This is a genomic window from Pantoea sp. M_10, assembly GCF_008631515.1.
Taxonomy (GTDB): Bacteria; Pseudomonadota; Gammaproteobacteria; order Enterobacterales; family Enterobacteriaceae; genus Pantoea; species Pantoea anthophila.
Map to the genome: position 1 here is coordinate 559,412 of NZ_VWUL01000001.1, position 16,896 is coordinate 576,307.

10 protein-coding genes are annotated in these 16,896 nt (G+C 50.6%); 5 read left to right on the top strand and 5 right to left on the bottom strand.

Annotation, left to right across the window (positions count from 1 at the left end; genetic code table 11):
* Positions 1-63 precede the first annotated feature (63 nt).
* Both prs and F3I47_RS02695 read left to right on the top strand, forming a co-directional pair.
* Positions 64-1,011 carry a ribose-phosphate diphosphokinase gene (gene prs, locus F3I47_RS02690; protein ID WP_009090638.1) on the top strand — a complete coding sequence of 316 codons (948 nt, stop codon included), beginning with the start codon at positions 64-66 and terminating at the stop codon, positions 1,009-1,011.
* Between the two features lie 213 nt (positions 1,012-1,224).
* Positions 1,225-2,376 carry a GGDEF domain-containing protein gene (locus tag F3I47_RS02695; protein WP_150030019.1) on the top strand — a complete coding sequence of 384 codons (1,152 nt, stop codon included), beginning with the start codon at positions 1,225-1,227 and terminating at the stop codon, positions 2,374-2,376.
* Here F3I47_RS02695 and ychH read toward each other — a convergent pair.
* Positions 2,373-2,648, bottom strand: a complete 276-nt coding sequence (gene ychH, locus F3I47_RS02700; RefSeq protein WP_009090642.1) for a stress-induced protein YchH — start codon at positions 2,646-2,648, stop codon at positions 2,373-2,375. The two genes, F3I47_RS02695 and ychH, sit on opposite strands and share 4 nt — an antisense overlap.
* A gap of 255 nt (positions 2,649-2,903) precedes the next feature.
* Between ychH and pth the strand changes: the two genes are divergently transcribed.
* Positions 2,904-3,491, top strand: a complete 588-nt coding sequence (gene pth / locus F3I47_RS02705; RefSeq protein ID WP_150030020.1) for an aminoacyl-tRNA hydrolase — start codon at positions 2,904-2,906, stop codon at positions 3,489-3,491.
* A 107-nt stretch (positions 3,492-3,598) separates the two neighbouring features.
* The gene (gene ychF / locus F3I47_RS02710; RefSeq protein WP_046101684.1) at positions 3,599-4,690 is read left to right on the top strand and encodes a redox-regulated ATPase YchF; all 1,092 of its coding nucleotides are present in this window, start codon (positions 3,599-3,601) and stop codon (positions 4,688-4,690) included.
* 727 nt (positions 4,691-5,417) lie between these two features.
* Here ychF and F3I47_RS02715 read toward each other — a convergent pair.
* Complete coding sequence (locus F3I47_RS02715) at positions 5,418-6,098, bottom strand: hypothetical protein (protein ID WP_150030021.1); 681 nt, start codon at positions 6,096-6,098, stop codon at positions 5,418-5,420.
* Between the two features lie 430 nt (positions 6,099-6,528).
* Between F3I47_RS02715 and F3I47_RS02720 the strand changes: the two genes are divergently transcribed.
* Positions 6,529-10,164 (top strand): ATP-binding protein, encoded by a 3,636-nt coding sequence (locus F3I47_RS02720; protein ID WP_150030064.1) that lies wholly within the window; start codon positions 6,529-6,531, stop codon positions 10,162-10,164.
* A 196-nt stretch (positions 10,165-10,360) separates the two neighbouring features.
* On the opposite strand, the gene F3I47_RS02725 is transcribed toward F3I47_RS02720, so the two are convergent.
* The 3 genes from F3I47_RS02725 to F3I47_RS02735 are packed head-to-tail and all read right to left on the bottom strand — an operon-like array spanning position 10,361 to position 16,182.
* Positions 10,361-12,556: a DEAD/DEAH box helicase gene (locus F3I47_RS02725; RefSeq protein ID WP_150030022.1), complete on the bottom strand. Its 2,196-nt coding sequence runs from the start codon at positions 12,554-12,556 to the stop codon at positions 10,361-10,363.
* Positions 12,553-13,869: an ATP-binding protein gene (locus F3I47_RS02730; protein ID WP_058956603.1), complete on the bottom strand. Its 1,317-nt coding sequence runs from the start codon at positions 13,867-13,869 to the stop codon at positions 12,553-12,555. Before F3I47_RS02730 ends, F3I47_RS02725 begins: the two co-directional genes overlap by 4 nt.
* 3 nt (positions 13,870-13,872) lie before the next feature.
* Positions 13,873-16,182, bottom strand: coding sequence for a TerB N-terminal domain-containing protein (locus tag F3I47_RS02735; RefSeq protein WP_150030023.1), 2,310 nt, complete (start codon positions 16,180-16,182; stop codon positions 13,873-13,875).
* Positions 16,183-16,896 lie beyond the last annotated feature (714 nt).

The window sequence follows — 16,896 nt, forward strand, 5'->3', positions numbered from 1 at the left end:
ACCGTGCACGCCGGTTACGGTCATGTCGTTCATTCTCTGGACGCAAAGCCTGAGGTTCTTCTCGTGCCTGATATGAAGCTATTTGCTGGTAACGCCACCCCGGAACTAGCACAACGTATTGCCAACCGCCTTTACACCAGTCTGGGAGACGCCGCTGTCGGACGTTTCAGCGATGGTGAAGTGAGCGTACAGATCAACGAAAATGTACGCGGTGGTGATATTTTCATCATCCAGTCCACCTGTGCCCCCACCAACGATAATCTGATGGAACTGGTTGTGATGGTCGACGCGCTGCGTCGTGCTTCTGCTGGTCGTATTACCGCAGTCATCCCCTACTTTGGCTATGCCCGTCAGGATCGCCGCGTGCGCTCTGCGCGTGTGCCGATCACCGCTAAAGTTGTGGCTGACTTCCTTTCCAGCGTCGGTGTTGACCGTGTTCTGACGGTTGACCTGCACGCCGAGCAGATCCAGGGCTTCTTCGACGTCCCGGTTGATAACGTATTTGGCAGCCCGATCCTGCTGGAAGATATGATGCAGATCGGACTGGAAAACCCGATTGTTGTTTCTCCCGATATTGGTGGCGTAGTACGTGCCCGTGCTATCGCTAAACTGCTGAACGACACTGATATGGCTATCATCGATAAACGTCGCCCGCGCGCGAACGTCTCTCAGGTGATGCACATTATTGGTGACGTTGCTGGCCGCGACTGCGTGCTGGTCGACGACATGATCGACACCGGCGGCACGCTGTGCAAAGCGGCTGAAGCGCTGAAAGAGCGTGGTGCCAAACGCGTGTTTGCTTATGCAACCCACCCAATCTTCTCCGGCAACGCGGTTGAAAACCTGCGTAAATCGGTGCTCGATCAGGTGATTGTCTGTGACACCATCCCTCTCTCTGAAGAGATCAGGGCGCTGCCGAACGTGCGCACACTGACCCTCTCAGGCATGCTGGCTGAAGCCATTCGCCGCATCAGTAACGAAGAGTCCATCTCGGCGATGTTCGAGCATTAATCTTCGCGGAAACCGGGCCCTGTGCCCGGTTTTTTTATGCCTGTTTCTGCCCGCTTAACTCTCTTCTTTTTCTGAGATTGGCGCGATAAATTTTCCCGTTCGCCCCGGTTTGCAACGCCACGCACTCTTTTCATCAATGGCCTCGTTTCCCGCTTCTGCCCGCTGCCGTTAAATGGTACTTTGCTGCCCATTTCTCATCAGAACCCGGCCATCATGACTCTCGATATCTATACCCTGTTTATTTGCGAGCTTTATGTGCTGGGCTTTTTAAGCCTGATCATGATTTTTGCCTGGGTCGGATCGCAATACGATCGCGTGCTGGGATTTACCCTGCTGTCGCTGGTCCTGACGCTGGTGGCGGTCTTTTTAAGCAGCCTGCGCAGCAGCGGCTTCCATTTTCTGCCGGTGGCCGTCGGGAACGTGCTGGTGATGCTGGCCTATGGCGGGTTGCTGAATGCCTTTCGCCGCTTCTGTGGCAAACCCATCGGCAGCCACTGGCTGCTGGGTGCCCTGCTCTGGGCGCTGCTCTGCTGTTTCCCGGCATTTTACGACAGCCTGCCGAAACGGGTAGTGGTGCTCTGTCTTGCCTGCGTCGCCTATACCGCCGCCCTGATCCAGCTGGTCTGGCTGGCTCGTGACACGCTGAAAGCCACCTTCTGGCCGGCCCAGCTGCTGCTCTGGATCCATCTGCTGTTCCATCTGGCCCGGCTGTTTCTGGATAGCGCCGTTGCCAGCGGGCTGCCAGGCGCGATTGGCGGGTCGGCTTTCTCGGTTTACGTTATCCTGGAGTCGATTCTGTTTGTTATTGGCCTCACCTTCACCATTCTGGCGATGGTGAATGAACGGATGCAGCAGACCCTGAAACATGCTTCCCTGCACGACCCGCTGACCCGCGTCTGGAACCGCCGCGCCCTGTTCAGCGAAGCAGAGAACATTGCGGCGCGATGCCATCGCCAGAACCGGCCCTTCAGCGCCATCCTGTTTGACCTGGACCATTTCAAAAGCATCAACGATCGCTACGGACATCAGCAGGGCGACCAGATTCTGATCCACTTTTGCGAGGTGGTGAGCGCACTGATTCCGGCAGGGGGACGTTTTGCGCGACTGGGCGGAGAGGAGTTTGCGGCCATCATTCCGGCGACGGCACAGGAGACAGAAGCGTGGTGTGAGACAATCCGGCTGGCGGTCTGTGCATCACAACATAATGCGATTGCCTATTCGGTCAGCATTGGCTTTGCCACGGCCACACATCATCAGCAGGGTTTTGAAGCGTTACTGGTGCAGGCGGATGCGGCGCTCTACCACGCCAAGGCCAGCGGCCGGAACCGCACCGCGCAGCATCCGCTGCCTGCTGCCATTCTTTAGTGGTGTGAGTTATGTGACCGGCGGCAGCGCTGGTCATAGTGACGCACCCAGTAATAACGATCTTCAATCTTTTCCCGGCCACTGACCCGGGCGCCCACCAGCCAGAGCAGCGCACCAATAAAGATGCTGAAGATAGCGCCCTGCGCCAGAGACTGAGGCAGATCGAGCGCGGGCAGCTGGTTCATAATAGAGAAACCGACGCCCAGAACCATGGTAACTAATCCCAGTACCATTAGCGTGTTACCCGCTACACGGCAGTGATGATGTTTCATAATGCACCTCCATCCATAAGAGCCAATAACCGCACACAATGTTAAGTGTCATAAGTTTAGGCAATGGCTCAGCCCCGCGATGCGGGCTGGATCACACATCAACCACAAAGCTTCGCCTGGTCCTGATTGCAGACTGTTGATTCCGATAGAAAATGATTAATCACGCTGCTGAATCATTTGACTGCTTCTGCTTTGTCATCTCGCCTGTCGCGAAGTAAACTAACGCCCTTTCGCGATAACAGCAGGATAATCATTGTGAGCAGCATTAAACTGATTGTGGGACTGGCCAACCCTGGCGCTGAATATGCCGCCACGCGCCATAATGCGGGTGCCTGGTATCTGGATTTACTGGCGGAACGCCACAGTCAGTCTCTGAAAGAGGAAGGCAAATTTTATGGCTACACCGCCCGTATGGCGATAGCCGGAGAGGATGTCCGCCTGCTGGTGCCGACCACCTTTATGAACCTGAGCGGTAAAGCGGTGGCGGCAATGGCGACCTTTTATCGCATCGCGCCTGAAGAGATTCTGGTGGCACATGATGAACTCGATTTACCGCCCGGCGTCGCGAAATTTAAGCAGGGTGGCGGCCACGGCGGCCATAATGGTCTGAAAGACATCATCAGCAAACTGGGCAACAACAACAATTTTCACCGCCTGCGCATCGGTATCGGTCATCCCGGCGATCGCAATAAGGTGACCGGATTTGTGCTGGGTAAACCGCCCGTCAGCGAGCAGAAGCTGATTGATGAAGCCATTGATGAGGCGGCGCGCTGCACTGAGCTGTGGCTGAAAGAGGATCGCATCAAAGCCATGAACCGGCTGCACGCCTTCAAACCTGCTTAAACGCCCGAATCGTCGCGATTCCGTGTATAATGCGCGGAATTTTCAATTCTTCTCCGACAGCTCGCCATCGGGCGCACTGTCCATCCAGTTATAAAGGGTATCAAACCATGGGATTCAAATGCGGTATCGTGGGCCTGCCGAACGTCGGTAAATCCACTCTGTTTAACGCGCTGACCAAAGCGGGTATCGAAGCGGCTAACTTCCCCTTCTGCACCATTGAGCCTAACACGGGCGTGGTGCCCATGCCTGACCTGCGTCTCGACCAGCTCTCGGAGATTGTTAAGCCGCAGCGCGTGGTGCCGACTACCATGGAATTCGTCGATATCGCGGGTCTGGTGAAAGGCGCGTCTAAGGGTGAAGGCCTGGGTAACCAGTTCCTGACCAACATCCGTGAAACCGAAGCGATCGGTCACGTGGTGCGCTGCTTTGAAAATGACAACATCATCCACGTCGCGGGTAAAGTAAACCCGGCGGAAGATATCGACGTGATTAACACCGAGCTGGCACTCTCTGACCTTGATACCTGTGAGCGTGCGATTCAGCGTGTGCAGAAGAAAGCCAAAGGCGGCGACAAAGATGCGAAAGCCGAGCTGGCTGCGCTGGAAAAATGCCTGCCGCACCTTTCTGAAGCGGGCATGCTGCGCTCTCTGAATCTGGATGCCGATGAGAAAGCGGCGATTCGCTATCTGAGCTTCCTGACCCTGAAACCGACCATGTACATTGCTAACGTTAATGAAGACGGTTTTGAGAACAACCCCTATCTGGATCAGGTTCGCGCTATCGCAGCAGCGGAAGGTTCAGTGGTGGTACCGGTGTGTGCCGCAGTGGAATCTGATATCGCCGAGCTGGAAGATGAAGAGCGTGACGAGTTCATGGCGGAGCTGGGACTGGAAGAGCCGGGCCTGAACCGCGTGATCCGCGCCGGTTACGCCCTGCTGAATCTGCAGACCTATTTCACTGCAGGCGTGAAAGAAGTGCGTGCCTGGACTATCCCGGTGGGCGCAACTGCCCCACAGGCCGCCGGTAAAATTCACACCGACTTCGAAAAAGGCTTTATCCGCGCGCAGACCATCGCATTTGATGACTTTATCGCCTGCAAGGGTGAACAGGGTGCGAAAGAAGCTGGCAAGATGCGTTCAGAAGGGAAAGAGTACATCGTGAAAGATGGCGATGTGATGAACTTCCTGTTTAACGTCTGATTAAAATCTGCTGTTTCATGGGGTTTTATGGAATCTCATGAGCAACAGAAAAAACTTTAAATCCACGCAATTGCGTGGATTTTTCATTTCACAGTGTCTCGAATCATTTCGTCACAACGCAGTTAAAAATGAGTACAGGGATGAGTACTATTTTCTTCCATTGACTCGCAGAGCGATTCAATAAGTGTGTTCTATCCGTCAATTGAACTCCCGGCTCAAAGCAGACCTTCAGCCCAGTTAACTTGTCCGTTCCGTGCCATAAGCGGATACTGAACCGATAAATAATCTGTCTGATTTTCCGCCTTTGCCATGATTAGTATTTACTCATTAACTAACGAGCTTTAGTTGCACCGTTTTGCATCACGTAAGAGATACTAAATGACATGAAATCTGCGAGATGAGCATCGATTTCATTGCTGCTTATCACTGGCTGCACGCATACCAAGATGAACCCAAGTTGAGTCGCACGAATGGTGTCAAATTCTTCCTGGAGTGACCGCGGATCGCCAATATAAGTCTGGACGTCGACTTAAAACTTTTCCCATTCGATCCGCCATATCTGCAAGGAGTAAGATAAATTGCAATAAAAAAGGACTTAAGTAGCGTTCAAAAGTATCAGGTATCAGCCTTGATATCTGAACTCATTCCTGTGAGATCCGAGCCTACTACTGGGACGAATTCATGTTCACACGTTCATTCGCCCGCCATAGATTTTATCGGGTGCATTTCAGCTTTTATTGCCAGGTTGCTTAAAAAGAGTTTGCTTCATAATTTTGTCAACCTTGGGGACCAGGGGCATTTCCCCAGCCAAAAATGAGTGGATCGCACTGTCGATAATCTCGCGAGTGAGCACAGGCTCTTCCACGATGATTTGCAAACCAATGCCGCTACGATAGCCATATTGAATGCGGTAGCCATGAGTAACTATAGGCGGATTGTCGCGCATGACTTCGGCCAAGCGTTTATCAATGTACTCGAAATAGGTTAATCCATCGAACTGAGGGTAAGAAACGCGCGTACGTTCTATCACCGTATGGCTAATCACCTTCCCATTAGTATTGAAGTTTGACGTTGTATCCATGCGGGCTTCATCTTCCTGCTGGCTTTGGTTCAACATTGCATGAGCTTCTTCAAATACCAGATTTTCCGCAATATCCGCACGCGCTACGTCAATGGTAATGATCTCCGCATTCCAGTACAGATCTGGAGAATTACCCAGGAATAATACATCGCTCCAGGTCCACACCCAACCTGCAGCAATGGCCTCGGCATTTTCAGAATCGCAATCATCATAATGCAGTCCTCCGCAGCGCTGACGCTCGCGGTAGATCAGATTCTTAACGTGTTGTGTACGGGCGCGACGCTGACGGCGGGAAAGTGTATTAAATGGTTTTTTTCTGCGGATCATGGTTCGCTCTGCGCGTAGTCGCTGGGAGGAATCCAGCTGCACAGTTTAGCTAATGGGAATAAGGAAATCCACTTGCTAACAAGAGATCAAAAAGTATGGGGGCTTGGGCAATACGTCGCATATCATTAATGCGTAGAGACGAAGTCAATGTGCTCATAGACACGCGAATAAAAATCTATCTAGATGCCAAAAACTTATTACTGTACCTCACGTTCACAGGTAATAGCCTTTGGCTATCCCTCAACCATCAAGTCATACCAACAAGCTGCATTATATTGATTTGCACAGAGTGCGTCTTCTCACGTAAGCAGCCAGTTGAGCATGCCACCGAAATCTGGATCTACGTCATGAGCGAAAGTTAATAGTTTTAGAAATCAAGCTAATTAGCATAATATCTCTTAACTGAAGGGATATGGAGCCGCAGAAAGAAATGAATACACGGCAGTATGCGCAAAAATCTATCTTCGATCTGGAAGCAATCTTCGAACAGTCCCGCAACAATGTTCGTGAACTTGAACAGCTGTTGAGCGAACTGACCTTTCGCAACACTGCCAGGGCGCGGACGCTGACGTCTAAAATCGAGCAAGCTCTAATTGTAATTAACGACCGCAGTGTGGTCGCCACGTCGGCTTCCAGCCCATCAACACGTCATCCCGATTCGACGCCCACACAATCTTTTCAAGCTATGCCCCACAATGCGACTGCAGATGTAGAGCAACTGCAACCAAAGACTATCCCAGACGCTGCCATGCGACAGCAATACGACAAAGACCAAATCGATCCAGGTCCACTCCCCTCATTCTCTCCGTCAGATAAGGCGAATGATGCGCGAGCAATACTGGCAGCATGGACAGCCCTCGAAGCACTGTCGCCTCAAAGTTATAAACGCCCAGAGGATATGGCAACCGGCGACCGCTCCAAGGTTGCTCTATTGGAGCGAGGTGTTCCATGGGGACCAAACGCCCGCAGCAAGCCCAGTTATAAGCTTTATTTCGAGGTCGTCCTCGGCTCCATCGCTCTCGATAAGGCGACGGACGAGCTGGTCAAGGTTTTTGGCGAGGATGAGGAGCGTTCACGCCCGGACGGTAAGAAAGCGGCCATCGGTTCGATCCTGATCGACAAAGAAGGCTATGTGCTTGAGGACAAGGGCGTTGCTGTTTCCAGTTTTGCCTGGGCACTCAAGCCGGCTCTCGATCTGAAGCTTGGGAGCTTAGGGAATTGGCCGAATGTTGAGCCACGCATTATTGAGCATCTGGATCGAAGAGTTCGCCGCCACAACGAAGATGGAGAACCCATACCGCTCGATTTGGATGTCGTTCTTAACGCTTATAGATGGCTTGTGTCTCAGTTCGGTGTACCCGAGCATTTGGTTGAGCCACCCACATTCGCGATTAAGGTGTTTCATCATTTCAAGGCCAAAGCGCCGCCTGAACCTTCGTTACTCAATTCCTTCTATCTTGAAGATCTCGGTGAAGCAACCAAATTGCTCGAGACGGGCAAAGCCGGAACCGGTTTGCACCGCTACATGGGAATTGGCAGGCCTGACCAGAAAATCGACGTGCTATCGCCCATTTCCGCAGTTGAGCCTTTCGTCGCACCGTCGCTCATGCCGCAGGCTCGTTGGCCTTCGAAAGGCGGCCATCCATTGGTATTGCTTCAGCAGGCTGCCGTGAATGCGGCGCGTGCTGAGCTGAATAATGCTTCAGGCATCATCGGTGTCAACGGACCACCGGGTACCGGAAAGACCACTCTTCTGCGGGATATTGTCGTTGGGTGCATTCTCGATCGGGCCACGGCGATGTGCGGCTTCAACAAACCGCAGGATGCATTTTCCACCTCAGGCGAGAAGCTGGCATTCGGCTCCAATGCCTTCCTGCACTTCTACAAGCTACATGCATCCTTGAGGGGCCATGAGATTGTTGTAGCGTCCTCCAATAACAAAGCGGTCGAGAACGTCAGTAAAGAGCTTCCTCTCAAGGAGGCCAATGGTCGCCATGAACAGATCGCCTATTTTCGGTCCATCAGCGACCTGATTGCGAACCCCAAACGCGTAGGCTATTTCGAAGCCGAGGCCGAGGCCGAGGGGGACATCCCCTCCGACCCTGTCGAAACCTGGGGGCTGATCGCCGCTGCTCTCGGCAAAAGCAGCAACCGAGGCGCGTTCCAGCAAGGTTTCTGGTGGAATGAAGACGGTGGTTTCCTTACCTACCTGAAAGCAGCTCGCGGCATAAATGTCATGCGTGAGATCAAGGACGAACGAACTGGCGAAATCATTGATCGTGTGATGCCCAGCGTGGTTGTCAATGAGCGGCCCAGCACCAACGAAGCGGACGCTTTAGCGGCCTGGCGGAAAGCGCGAACCGTTTTCCTTAAACTTAAGGAGACGGTAGAGGCCGAAATCGCCAGTATCGAAGAGATGCGACGGGATATCCTGGCGCTCAAGGAAGCGACCACCGAACTTCAAAGGGTTGAACAGCGTCGGCCGAGTCTGAATGAAGCCGTTGAAGAGGCACACCAGATTGCTGAATCCTGCCAACGAGAGCATGAGAAGACAAAATCGCAGATCGAGCAGGACAAGATCATGCTCGACAGTCATCTTGCTTGCCGTCCAGGTTTCTTCTCCCGCTTGTTCGCGACTGCGGCTTGGAAGTCGTGGAGATCAACTCTTCAGAAGCTCTCGGCGACCTTGCAGCAATCAGTCTTACGGGCGCAGGAGACAGACGGAGCCCTGGAGCTTGCAAGGACTAAATGGAGCAATACTGAGGCCCAGTTACAGCAACTCGACCAGGAAATTTCCAGAAAATATCAGGCTGTTTCGAAATTGAAGGCGACCGAGGAACAGGCACGAAACCGCATGGGAGACAGGGTCGTTGATGAGAGATTCTTCGAGCGTGATCACGAGGCGATCCACCTGACTGCGCCATGGCTTCCCGATGAGGTTCATCGCCTACGGGAGGATCTTTTCGCCGCTGCCCTGACTGTGCATAAAACGTTCATCGATGCTTCGGCCAGCCGCTTGCAACACAATCTTGGGCTATTGATGTCGGGCATGGTAGCTGGTGCCTTTCAGTCTTCTGCTCACCGTGAACTTCTCCCCGACCTTTGGTCGAGCCTTTTCATGGTCGTGCCGACCGTGTCCACGACATTCGCCTCTGTTCGTACGATGTTCGGGGATCTGCCACCAGAGAGCATAGGCTGGCTTCTGATAGATGAAGCGGGCCAGGCCGTTCCTCAGGCAGCAGTGGGAGCTATCATGCGGGCAAAGCGCTCCATCGTGGTAGGTGACCCGTTGCAAATCCCACCTGTAGTTTCACTTCCTGAAAAGCTGAACGCCGAAATCTGCAAGTTCTTTGACATTGACCAGAACGAATGGTCTGCCCCCGCAGCATCTACACAGACACTTGCTGATCAGGCATCGCGCTTCAAATCCACCTTTGTCATGGATGTAGGTGATCGAGAAGTCGGCCTGCCACTGCTCGTTCACAGGCGTTGCCAGAACCCCATGTTCGATGTTTCTAACTCCATCGCCTATGCCGGGCAGATGGTCCATGCTGTCGGGCCTAAAAGACCAGGATCTATTGGCTCGGCATTAGGAAGATCTCGCTGGGTGGATATCAATGGCAATGCTGAGACAAAGTGGTGCCCCGACGAGGGCGAAGCGGTTGTACGAATGCTCAAAGAACTGGCAGCATCGGGCATTACAAATCCGGACGTATTTATCATTACACCATTCAAGATCGTAGAGCAGAACATGCGTCGGCGTCTCGAAAGTGAAACTAATCTGCTGCGGGCGTTCGGCGTGAAGTTGGATGAGTGGTGCCCTGATCGTATAGGCACGATCCACACGTTCCAGGGTCGAGAAGCGGACACGGTCATCCTGTTGCTGGGTGCGCCGAAAGCGAGTCAGCAAAGGGCGCGTCAGTGGGCGGCAAGCCCGCCAAATATAATCAATGTAGCCGTCTCACGCGCCAAGCAAAACTTGTATGTGGTCGGCTCGGCTACTGCATGGGCTGGAGCGGGAACTAGTCTGCAGGTCCTGCATCGGCAATTGGCGCAATCATCCTGACAATCTCCGAGGAGGCCCTCATTGTTGAGGGCCTCCTCGCTAATAGTCTTCAATTTACCTCAGTAAGAGACCGGCCGTCATGTGGCAGAAGCTGGAGTTTTTAGAGTAGATTATTTTAGCCAAAGGCGATTAATCAACGGGGAGCATGTCACCTCAATCTACCAGGAACTGCACCCCCTATTACATAGCCAGTTTACTAAAGGTGCAGACTCAACCAAATACGAGTGCCTTCAATATCATACGCTTTTTCCCCAAATCCTTTCGCAAGCAGAGACTCTGGTAAATATTCGTCATATTTATCTAAGTACTTTTCTGGAACATTTACAGCAAGATCAAACGCTGAAGGCAAGCCTGACAGCAGCATACCTTTAAGTGCCTGTTGAACATAAGCGACACTTGAGCCATCAATTTCTATAACTCCAGCAAATGAATTAGCTTTAAAACCACAACGTACGAGCAAGGCTGTGACCGTATTGACAACTTTATCCCCCATCCAGGGAATTACGTAACAGTGTTGCCCACTCGTAATAAAATACTCATTTTTTAGGTTATAGCGCTGAAAGTTACTACAGCCTTCCGCAAATAGGTTTCTGGCGGCCGTATCGGCATAATCTACTTTCTTGCTACCTATTGCTATGCGGTAATCACCCTCCCTATAGATAGCAAGCATTTCCTGACGAACGGTGTCATGAACAGACATTCCTCCCCCACTAAATTGTGGTGGCTGGCCGCCTTTGGTCGCCTCTACATAGATAACTTTTTTCTCTGTCTCGATCTCTGTCACTTTCCAGCGCCGCCCACCGAAGATGATGTGTTGGTCTGGTAGCAGTGGGGAGTCCACAGGCACTGTTCCAAGGGTTCTGTTTCCGGTGACAATGCGGAACTCTTCTGGTGTATTGAACACGGCATAAAAAGTGTAATGGTTAGTCAGTATCTCCCCCTCTGCCCCAACAACCATTTCGCCGCTAGCAAGTTGAGTGAGTAGGCCACATGCTCCCATATGTTTAAGCAGGCTTTTGAAATCGTTTAAATCTACATTTCTGAACGGCCCTGTCTGGCATAGTTGTGACCAGAGCTGGTCGGCACGAACTCCACCCCATTGTGCGGTAATTGCAAGAATCTGGTGTAGCAGCGTAGAGTAATGCATCTGCCGGGAATCGGCAGGTTCAAACCATTGTTCAGAGATCATCAATCTGATCATTGCCATCGACTGGACCAACTGCAGCCGTAGGTGGTCAACGATACTGCTAGTCACAGTGAGCTCATTTTCTGTAATTAGCATTCTTAGCACTGATGGGGAATCGCGTCGCCCAGAACGTCCCATACGCTGACGCAGACTGGAAACAGAATGCGGAGGCGTAACTTGGATAACTGACTTAACCTTACCGATATCAATGCCCAACTCGAGCGTCATTGTACAAACAGCTGTTGTGGGCAAATTTCCTTTCTGAAGACGAGATTCAAGCGCCTCACGTAATTCCCTGGCAAGGGAACCATGGTGCGGGAAAAATTCATTCGGAACAATTTGTTCCTCACACATGTCGCTCAGCGTTGCCGCAATGCTTTCAGTGCGCTTTCGGCTGTTTGCAAAGACCAAATGAGAATCGCCACGGCAAAGTCTAAAAATGTCAGCGCAAACCTCATGTTCAGCTGAACTCTGAAGTTCTTCCTCTTTTTGGAGCACTCGTTCCAGGTACCCTTTGACCTGTACCTGAAGAGTGGCCGTGCTATTACTATCTGTAACAGTTACGCAGGGGAGTCGTTTGTCAGGGCGCAACATTTCGGGCACTTTCTCCAGTTCTCCCAGCGTGGCACTCAACGCAACGCGGGGAATTGGATTTACCTGGCGATCTAGCACATGGTCAATTCTATTGAGCAGAGAAAGCAGCTGTACACCACGCTCTGAGCCAATAAAAGCATGAAACTCATCAATAACGATGTATGCGACTGAAGAAAAAGCCTGTTTGAGCCAGCCCATTGAATTTATGAGCAAAGACTCAAGTGACTCAGGTGTAATCAGTAAAATGCCAGCAGGGTTTGTCCGAGCCTTCTTCTTTTTGCTTTGTGGTACGTCCCCGTGCCAGGGAGTCACTGGCATTTCCAATGCATCTCCAAGGCTCTCAAGACGACGGTATTGATCGTTAATCAATGCCTTCAACGGACTGATATAGACGATGCCAAATCCATTCGTGAGATCTGCAACTGCCGAACAGGCAGGAAGAAAGAAAGCCTCTGTTTTACCCGCTGCTGTACCTGCACTGATTAGCACGTCTCGATCACGGGCTAAAATTGCCGGGATAGAACTCTCCTGCAAGGGCCTTAATGTAGACCACCCCTGCTTGTAAACCCACTTACGGACGCGGGGATCGAGGCTATCGTAGGCACTGCTCATAGTTTGAAGTTCGCCAGTCCGTCGTCGTCATCGCTTTCCTCCGTAGTGGCGTCATCCATATCGCTGGGCCGGTCCTCTTCAATCGCTACACCCTCGATTAGTGTTTGCCAGTTCATCGTTCTGTTTTGTTCCAGCACGGCAAGCATGTCCAGGAAACCTTTTATGGTATTACGGGGGGTACGGAAGTAAGCGTCTCCAATGGTTTTACTACAGTGACGCAGGAATCCAGTCAGTGCCTCATCTGGTACCAGATAATTCTCTGGATCTCCACCTGCATAAACATGACGGAGATTTCTCAGCAAAATATACAGTTCCTCAGGGGTGAGGCTGGCAAGATGCAAAGTGGGGGATGAGTAGTCGATCACTCCTGCTTTTTGCGCGAACCGGTTTTCCGCCAGACGCGACTGGAGCGCCTCATAGCTGTAAAGACCTTTACGCGGATCGAAAAGAAACTCTGGCGTACCCCCGAGGATAAAACCAATGTTCTCGGCTGAGCCTTGCAGGCAGTCATTCAGGATCCGCAAAATCTGTTCGTAGTTCGCTGTTCTTGCTTGCGTATTATTCAGCTTAAAGAGGTTCACCATTTCGTCGAGGCTGACCAAAAGACCGGCATAGCCTGCCTGGCGGACAAAAAGGCTCATCAGCTTCAAAGAATCATAGAATGATGCGTCTGAGATAATAGTCCGAACGTCGAGATCGTTACGGGCATCAGTTTTGGTGGTGTACTCTCCCCGCAACCAGCGAATAGCATTGGATTTTAGCGTTTCGTTATCCTGTTCATGCCCGCGCCAGAATGCATCAATGACCTTCGCAAAGTCATATCCACCCACCATATCTGACAGAGCTGCCAGGCGTTTATGAATAACTGATGAAACCTCGGAGCCGTCCGTGTCAGCTTCCTTCCTTGCCTCCGTAACGAACCTTTCAACAACGCTAAGTAACGCATTACCATCCGGCTTGTTTCTGGTGGACATGTTTTTCATAAGCTCTGAATAGAGGTTACGAGCCTGACCTCCCGATGAGTGAATACGTCTGTCAGGAGAAAGGTCAGCACTGACTGACACCAGCTTCTTCTCTAACGCAATAGAGCGCACAACACTCAGAAAGAATGTTTTACCGGAACCATATTCACCGATGATAAGTCTGAAGCTTGCACCACCGTCAGCAATCCTTTCAATATCCTGATGGAGAGCGGTGATCTCATTCACACGGCCAACCTGGATATGCTGAATACCTATCCTTGGCGTTACACCTGACTTAAGTGACTGAATAATAGCGTCGCGTTCTTTCACTCTTATACGTGTTACAGACATTCACTATCCCTCTAATTCTTTGGCAATTTCCAGGTCAACCCAGATATCATCATCGGCATCGTCCAGCACCGGAGCATCAACCACCGCATAGGACCAGTCATTGATCACCTCAAGTGCACCGCCGAGCATCAGATTCAAATTTCCGCACAATTCTGTCGCCTCTTTTCGGGACCACTGTTCTTTCTCCAGCAAACTGCGATAAAGCTGACTATGTGCGGAATCAAGGCCCACCGCCTCCGCTAATGAAACTGGAGCGCTTTCTGGCTCTTCCGGTTCTTCGTCGGTGAAAATTGTCTTCAGCAATTTACGAACATCATCCGTGGCAGATTCGTGGCGGGCAAGTACATTAGCATCCAGTGTGAACCCTGCTGCTGGCTGATCAGTTGGTACAGACGAGACAAGGTCATGTTCAGTTGCGGAATGCTGATGGATATTGCTCGAGACAGATGAGGGATCCAGCCCCAAACTTGAATAAATCTTCTCAAGCTGTTTGATTTCGGAAGGCGCTATTGTCCCATCCGAACAGGCAACACTAACGATAACTTTACCCACAGCAGTTTTTTCCGCGGCCCCCATCAACTCAATCCTGCTTTTCATTCCTGTCATATTGGCTGGGGTATGAAGTTGCCACGTTAAATACGCATGTAGAGAGCGTTTTTCATCATCGGTGAAGCCAGTATTGTTGTTGATAGCATTCTCAAGCACTTTCTGCTCGGCTTGATCAAGAGAATCGTCAATCAAGGCGACCATCGCCCCTAATCTGAGCGTCATTACTGCTGAGATAAATTCAGGAGAAGGTGAGAAGCGTCCAGCTTCGGCGGCAGGGAATAGAACAAGTGTCCCATCAACATCGGCCTTCACATGGTGATAATACGGGTCAGGTGCCAGACCGTAACCCATCTTCAGAGCAAAGGCCTGCATCAAATCGGCCTCTTTTTTATTGATCTTATTGGGGCAAGTGGCATTCATATGTGCCCAAAAGTCAGCAACTGAGACTAACCCCTCCTTGACGAGGATCGCCTCATCAGCCCAGCGTTTGAATGAGCTTAATATTTTTTCTGCGCTTTCATTAACGATCTCTGAAGGGAGCAACATAATTGCAGCCGTATCATTGACTGACGTACCTTTCCTGCCAAGATAGCGACTATATGCATCGAGCTCATCTGTACATATGTCGGCAAGGGCAATAATTTTCTGAACCGGGCCCTTCAATGCACTTGGGTCAGGTAAGTCGGGAACAGGAAGACGAACGCCTCGCAAACTGGGGCTTGCAGGTGTGTAATCTAACCGCAGGCGTGTTTTATTCGCCTTAACGACCATCCCTTCACCATATTTGAGGGTGTAACGCCGTTTGAAAAGCGCAGCAAACTCTTTGGCACACCGGCGAGCAGGGGTACGCAGCGCATATTCGGTATGGTTTATCACCCAAGCCAACGCCAGTTCAGCTGATACAGGAACGCCTTCATGTACAGTTTTAGCCAGAGCTAGCTTAAATTGCATGCCATTACTGAAACCTGATTCAATATCGAGATCTGTGGCTAAGCCCATGTTCGGGCGCAGAATAGACATGGCTTCGAGTAATTGGGCCGAATATCCACGGAATGAGCGATTCTCAATGAATACCGATCTTAACCGAGCGACTTCATTGAACAGATTACGGAACTCAGCATCAGGGAATTTTGAGTTAGTGGAATCTACGAACGCTTTTCTTTCCAGACCGTAGAGGTAGATAAAAACATAGCCGATAGGACACGATGGATCAGACCTATCGCTGGCGAGCCAACTGACATACGCACCGCGTGCTTCTGGGGAAAGAGAGGAAAAACTGGGCCAGTATCCTAATGAACTGTCCTCGTAAAGATAAGAAGTAGGTTTTATCTTACATGTGTCATCAATTAAGGATGCCTCACTTCCATCGTCATAATAGCCGCCTGATTCCTGACCGGAGGGCTTCATACGTTGTCCCACGTAAATGTGACCACCAGTGATTGTTACACCAGCTACAGTTATCATTTCACCAGGAAGGACCCATCGAGCTGGTGCACCTGCTGACTTTGAGGTGTTCCGGTAATGATTGGTTGTCACCCGAACTTCAACACCCCGGCCACCGCTCAATGTAAAAGTTGCAAGGTTATCGTCTTCACTACTATCGTTTCGCACAACCGCCTCTTTTTTCTTGATGTCAGTAAGCCATTCTTTTGGTGGTGCTTTCATGAAGCTTAAAGCATAAGGCTTTGGAGACTTTCTTTTTTTCTTCCTAAAATACAACAAGTAAATGACAAAAATCGCCGCCAAAAATATCAATAACTCCATGAGATATAACCTTAAAATCATTCCTCACGCACACTAACAAGCGGCAATGAAGATTGGGCAAGTGGATTAATCTCAAAATAATACGTCTAAATCGCAATGCTTCAAGCCATAATGCAGTCAAAATTAATTTATTGTTCTAGATGAAAATAATTAATGCGTAAGCATGATTTTCAAACAGAATTTTTGAAGGCATGTGAATGCTTGTGGGTCATTCTCATCAGAATGAAGTTGAATTAGTTCTGCTTAAACATACGACTAGCTGTTACATGAATGCAGAACTGGCGGCAATTATCCCTATCTATTTGCTGTCAGAACTGACTCTGCTAACGGGAAATGATCTCACCTACCGCGAACCGTGCAAAAGGCATTTCATGCTCCGGTGACCTGAACAAACCACCCAGCAAGTTTGTGTATCAAATTCATACGCTGGTGATGTTAACTTTTTGAGCACGCTTTTCCTCCTGTTCCTTATGTCTCTGATTGGTTATCTCCATAAGACCGAACAGCATATATCTTCCACTGTAACCCTGTATGCATGTAATTTTGAGGCGTATTAGTAGACGTCAGAATACAGTCGAGAGCTGGAAGATGCAGTCTACAAGAGGGTTTGAGTGAACCTGAGCAGATTATGAGAGGGGCTTGAATGGTGCCGATAATTGGAGTCAGACCTGTGAAATTCTCTTCCGGAATTAAGCCAACTCCATAATGAGCACA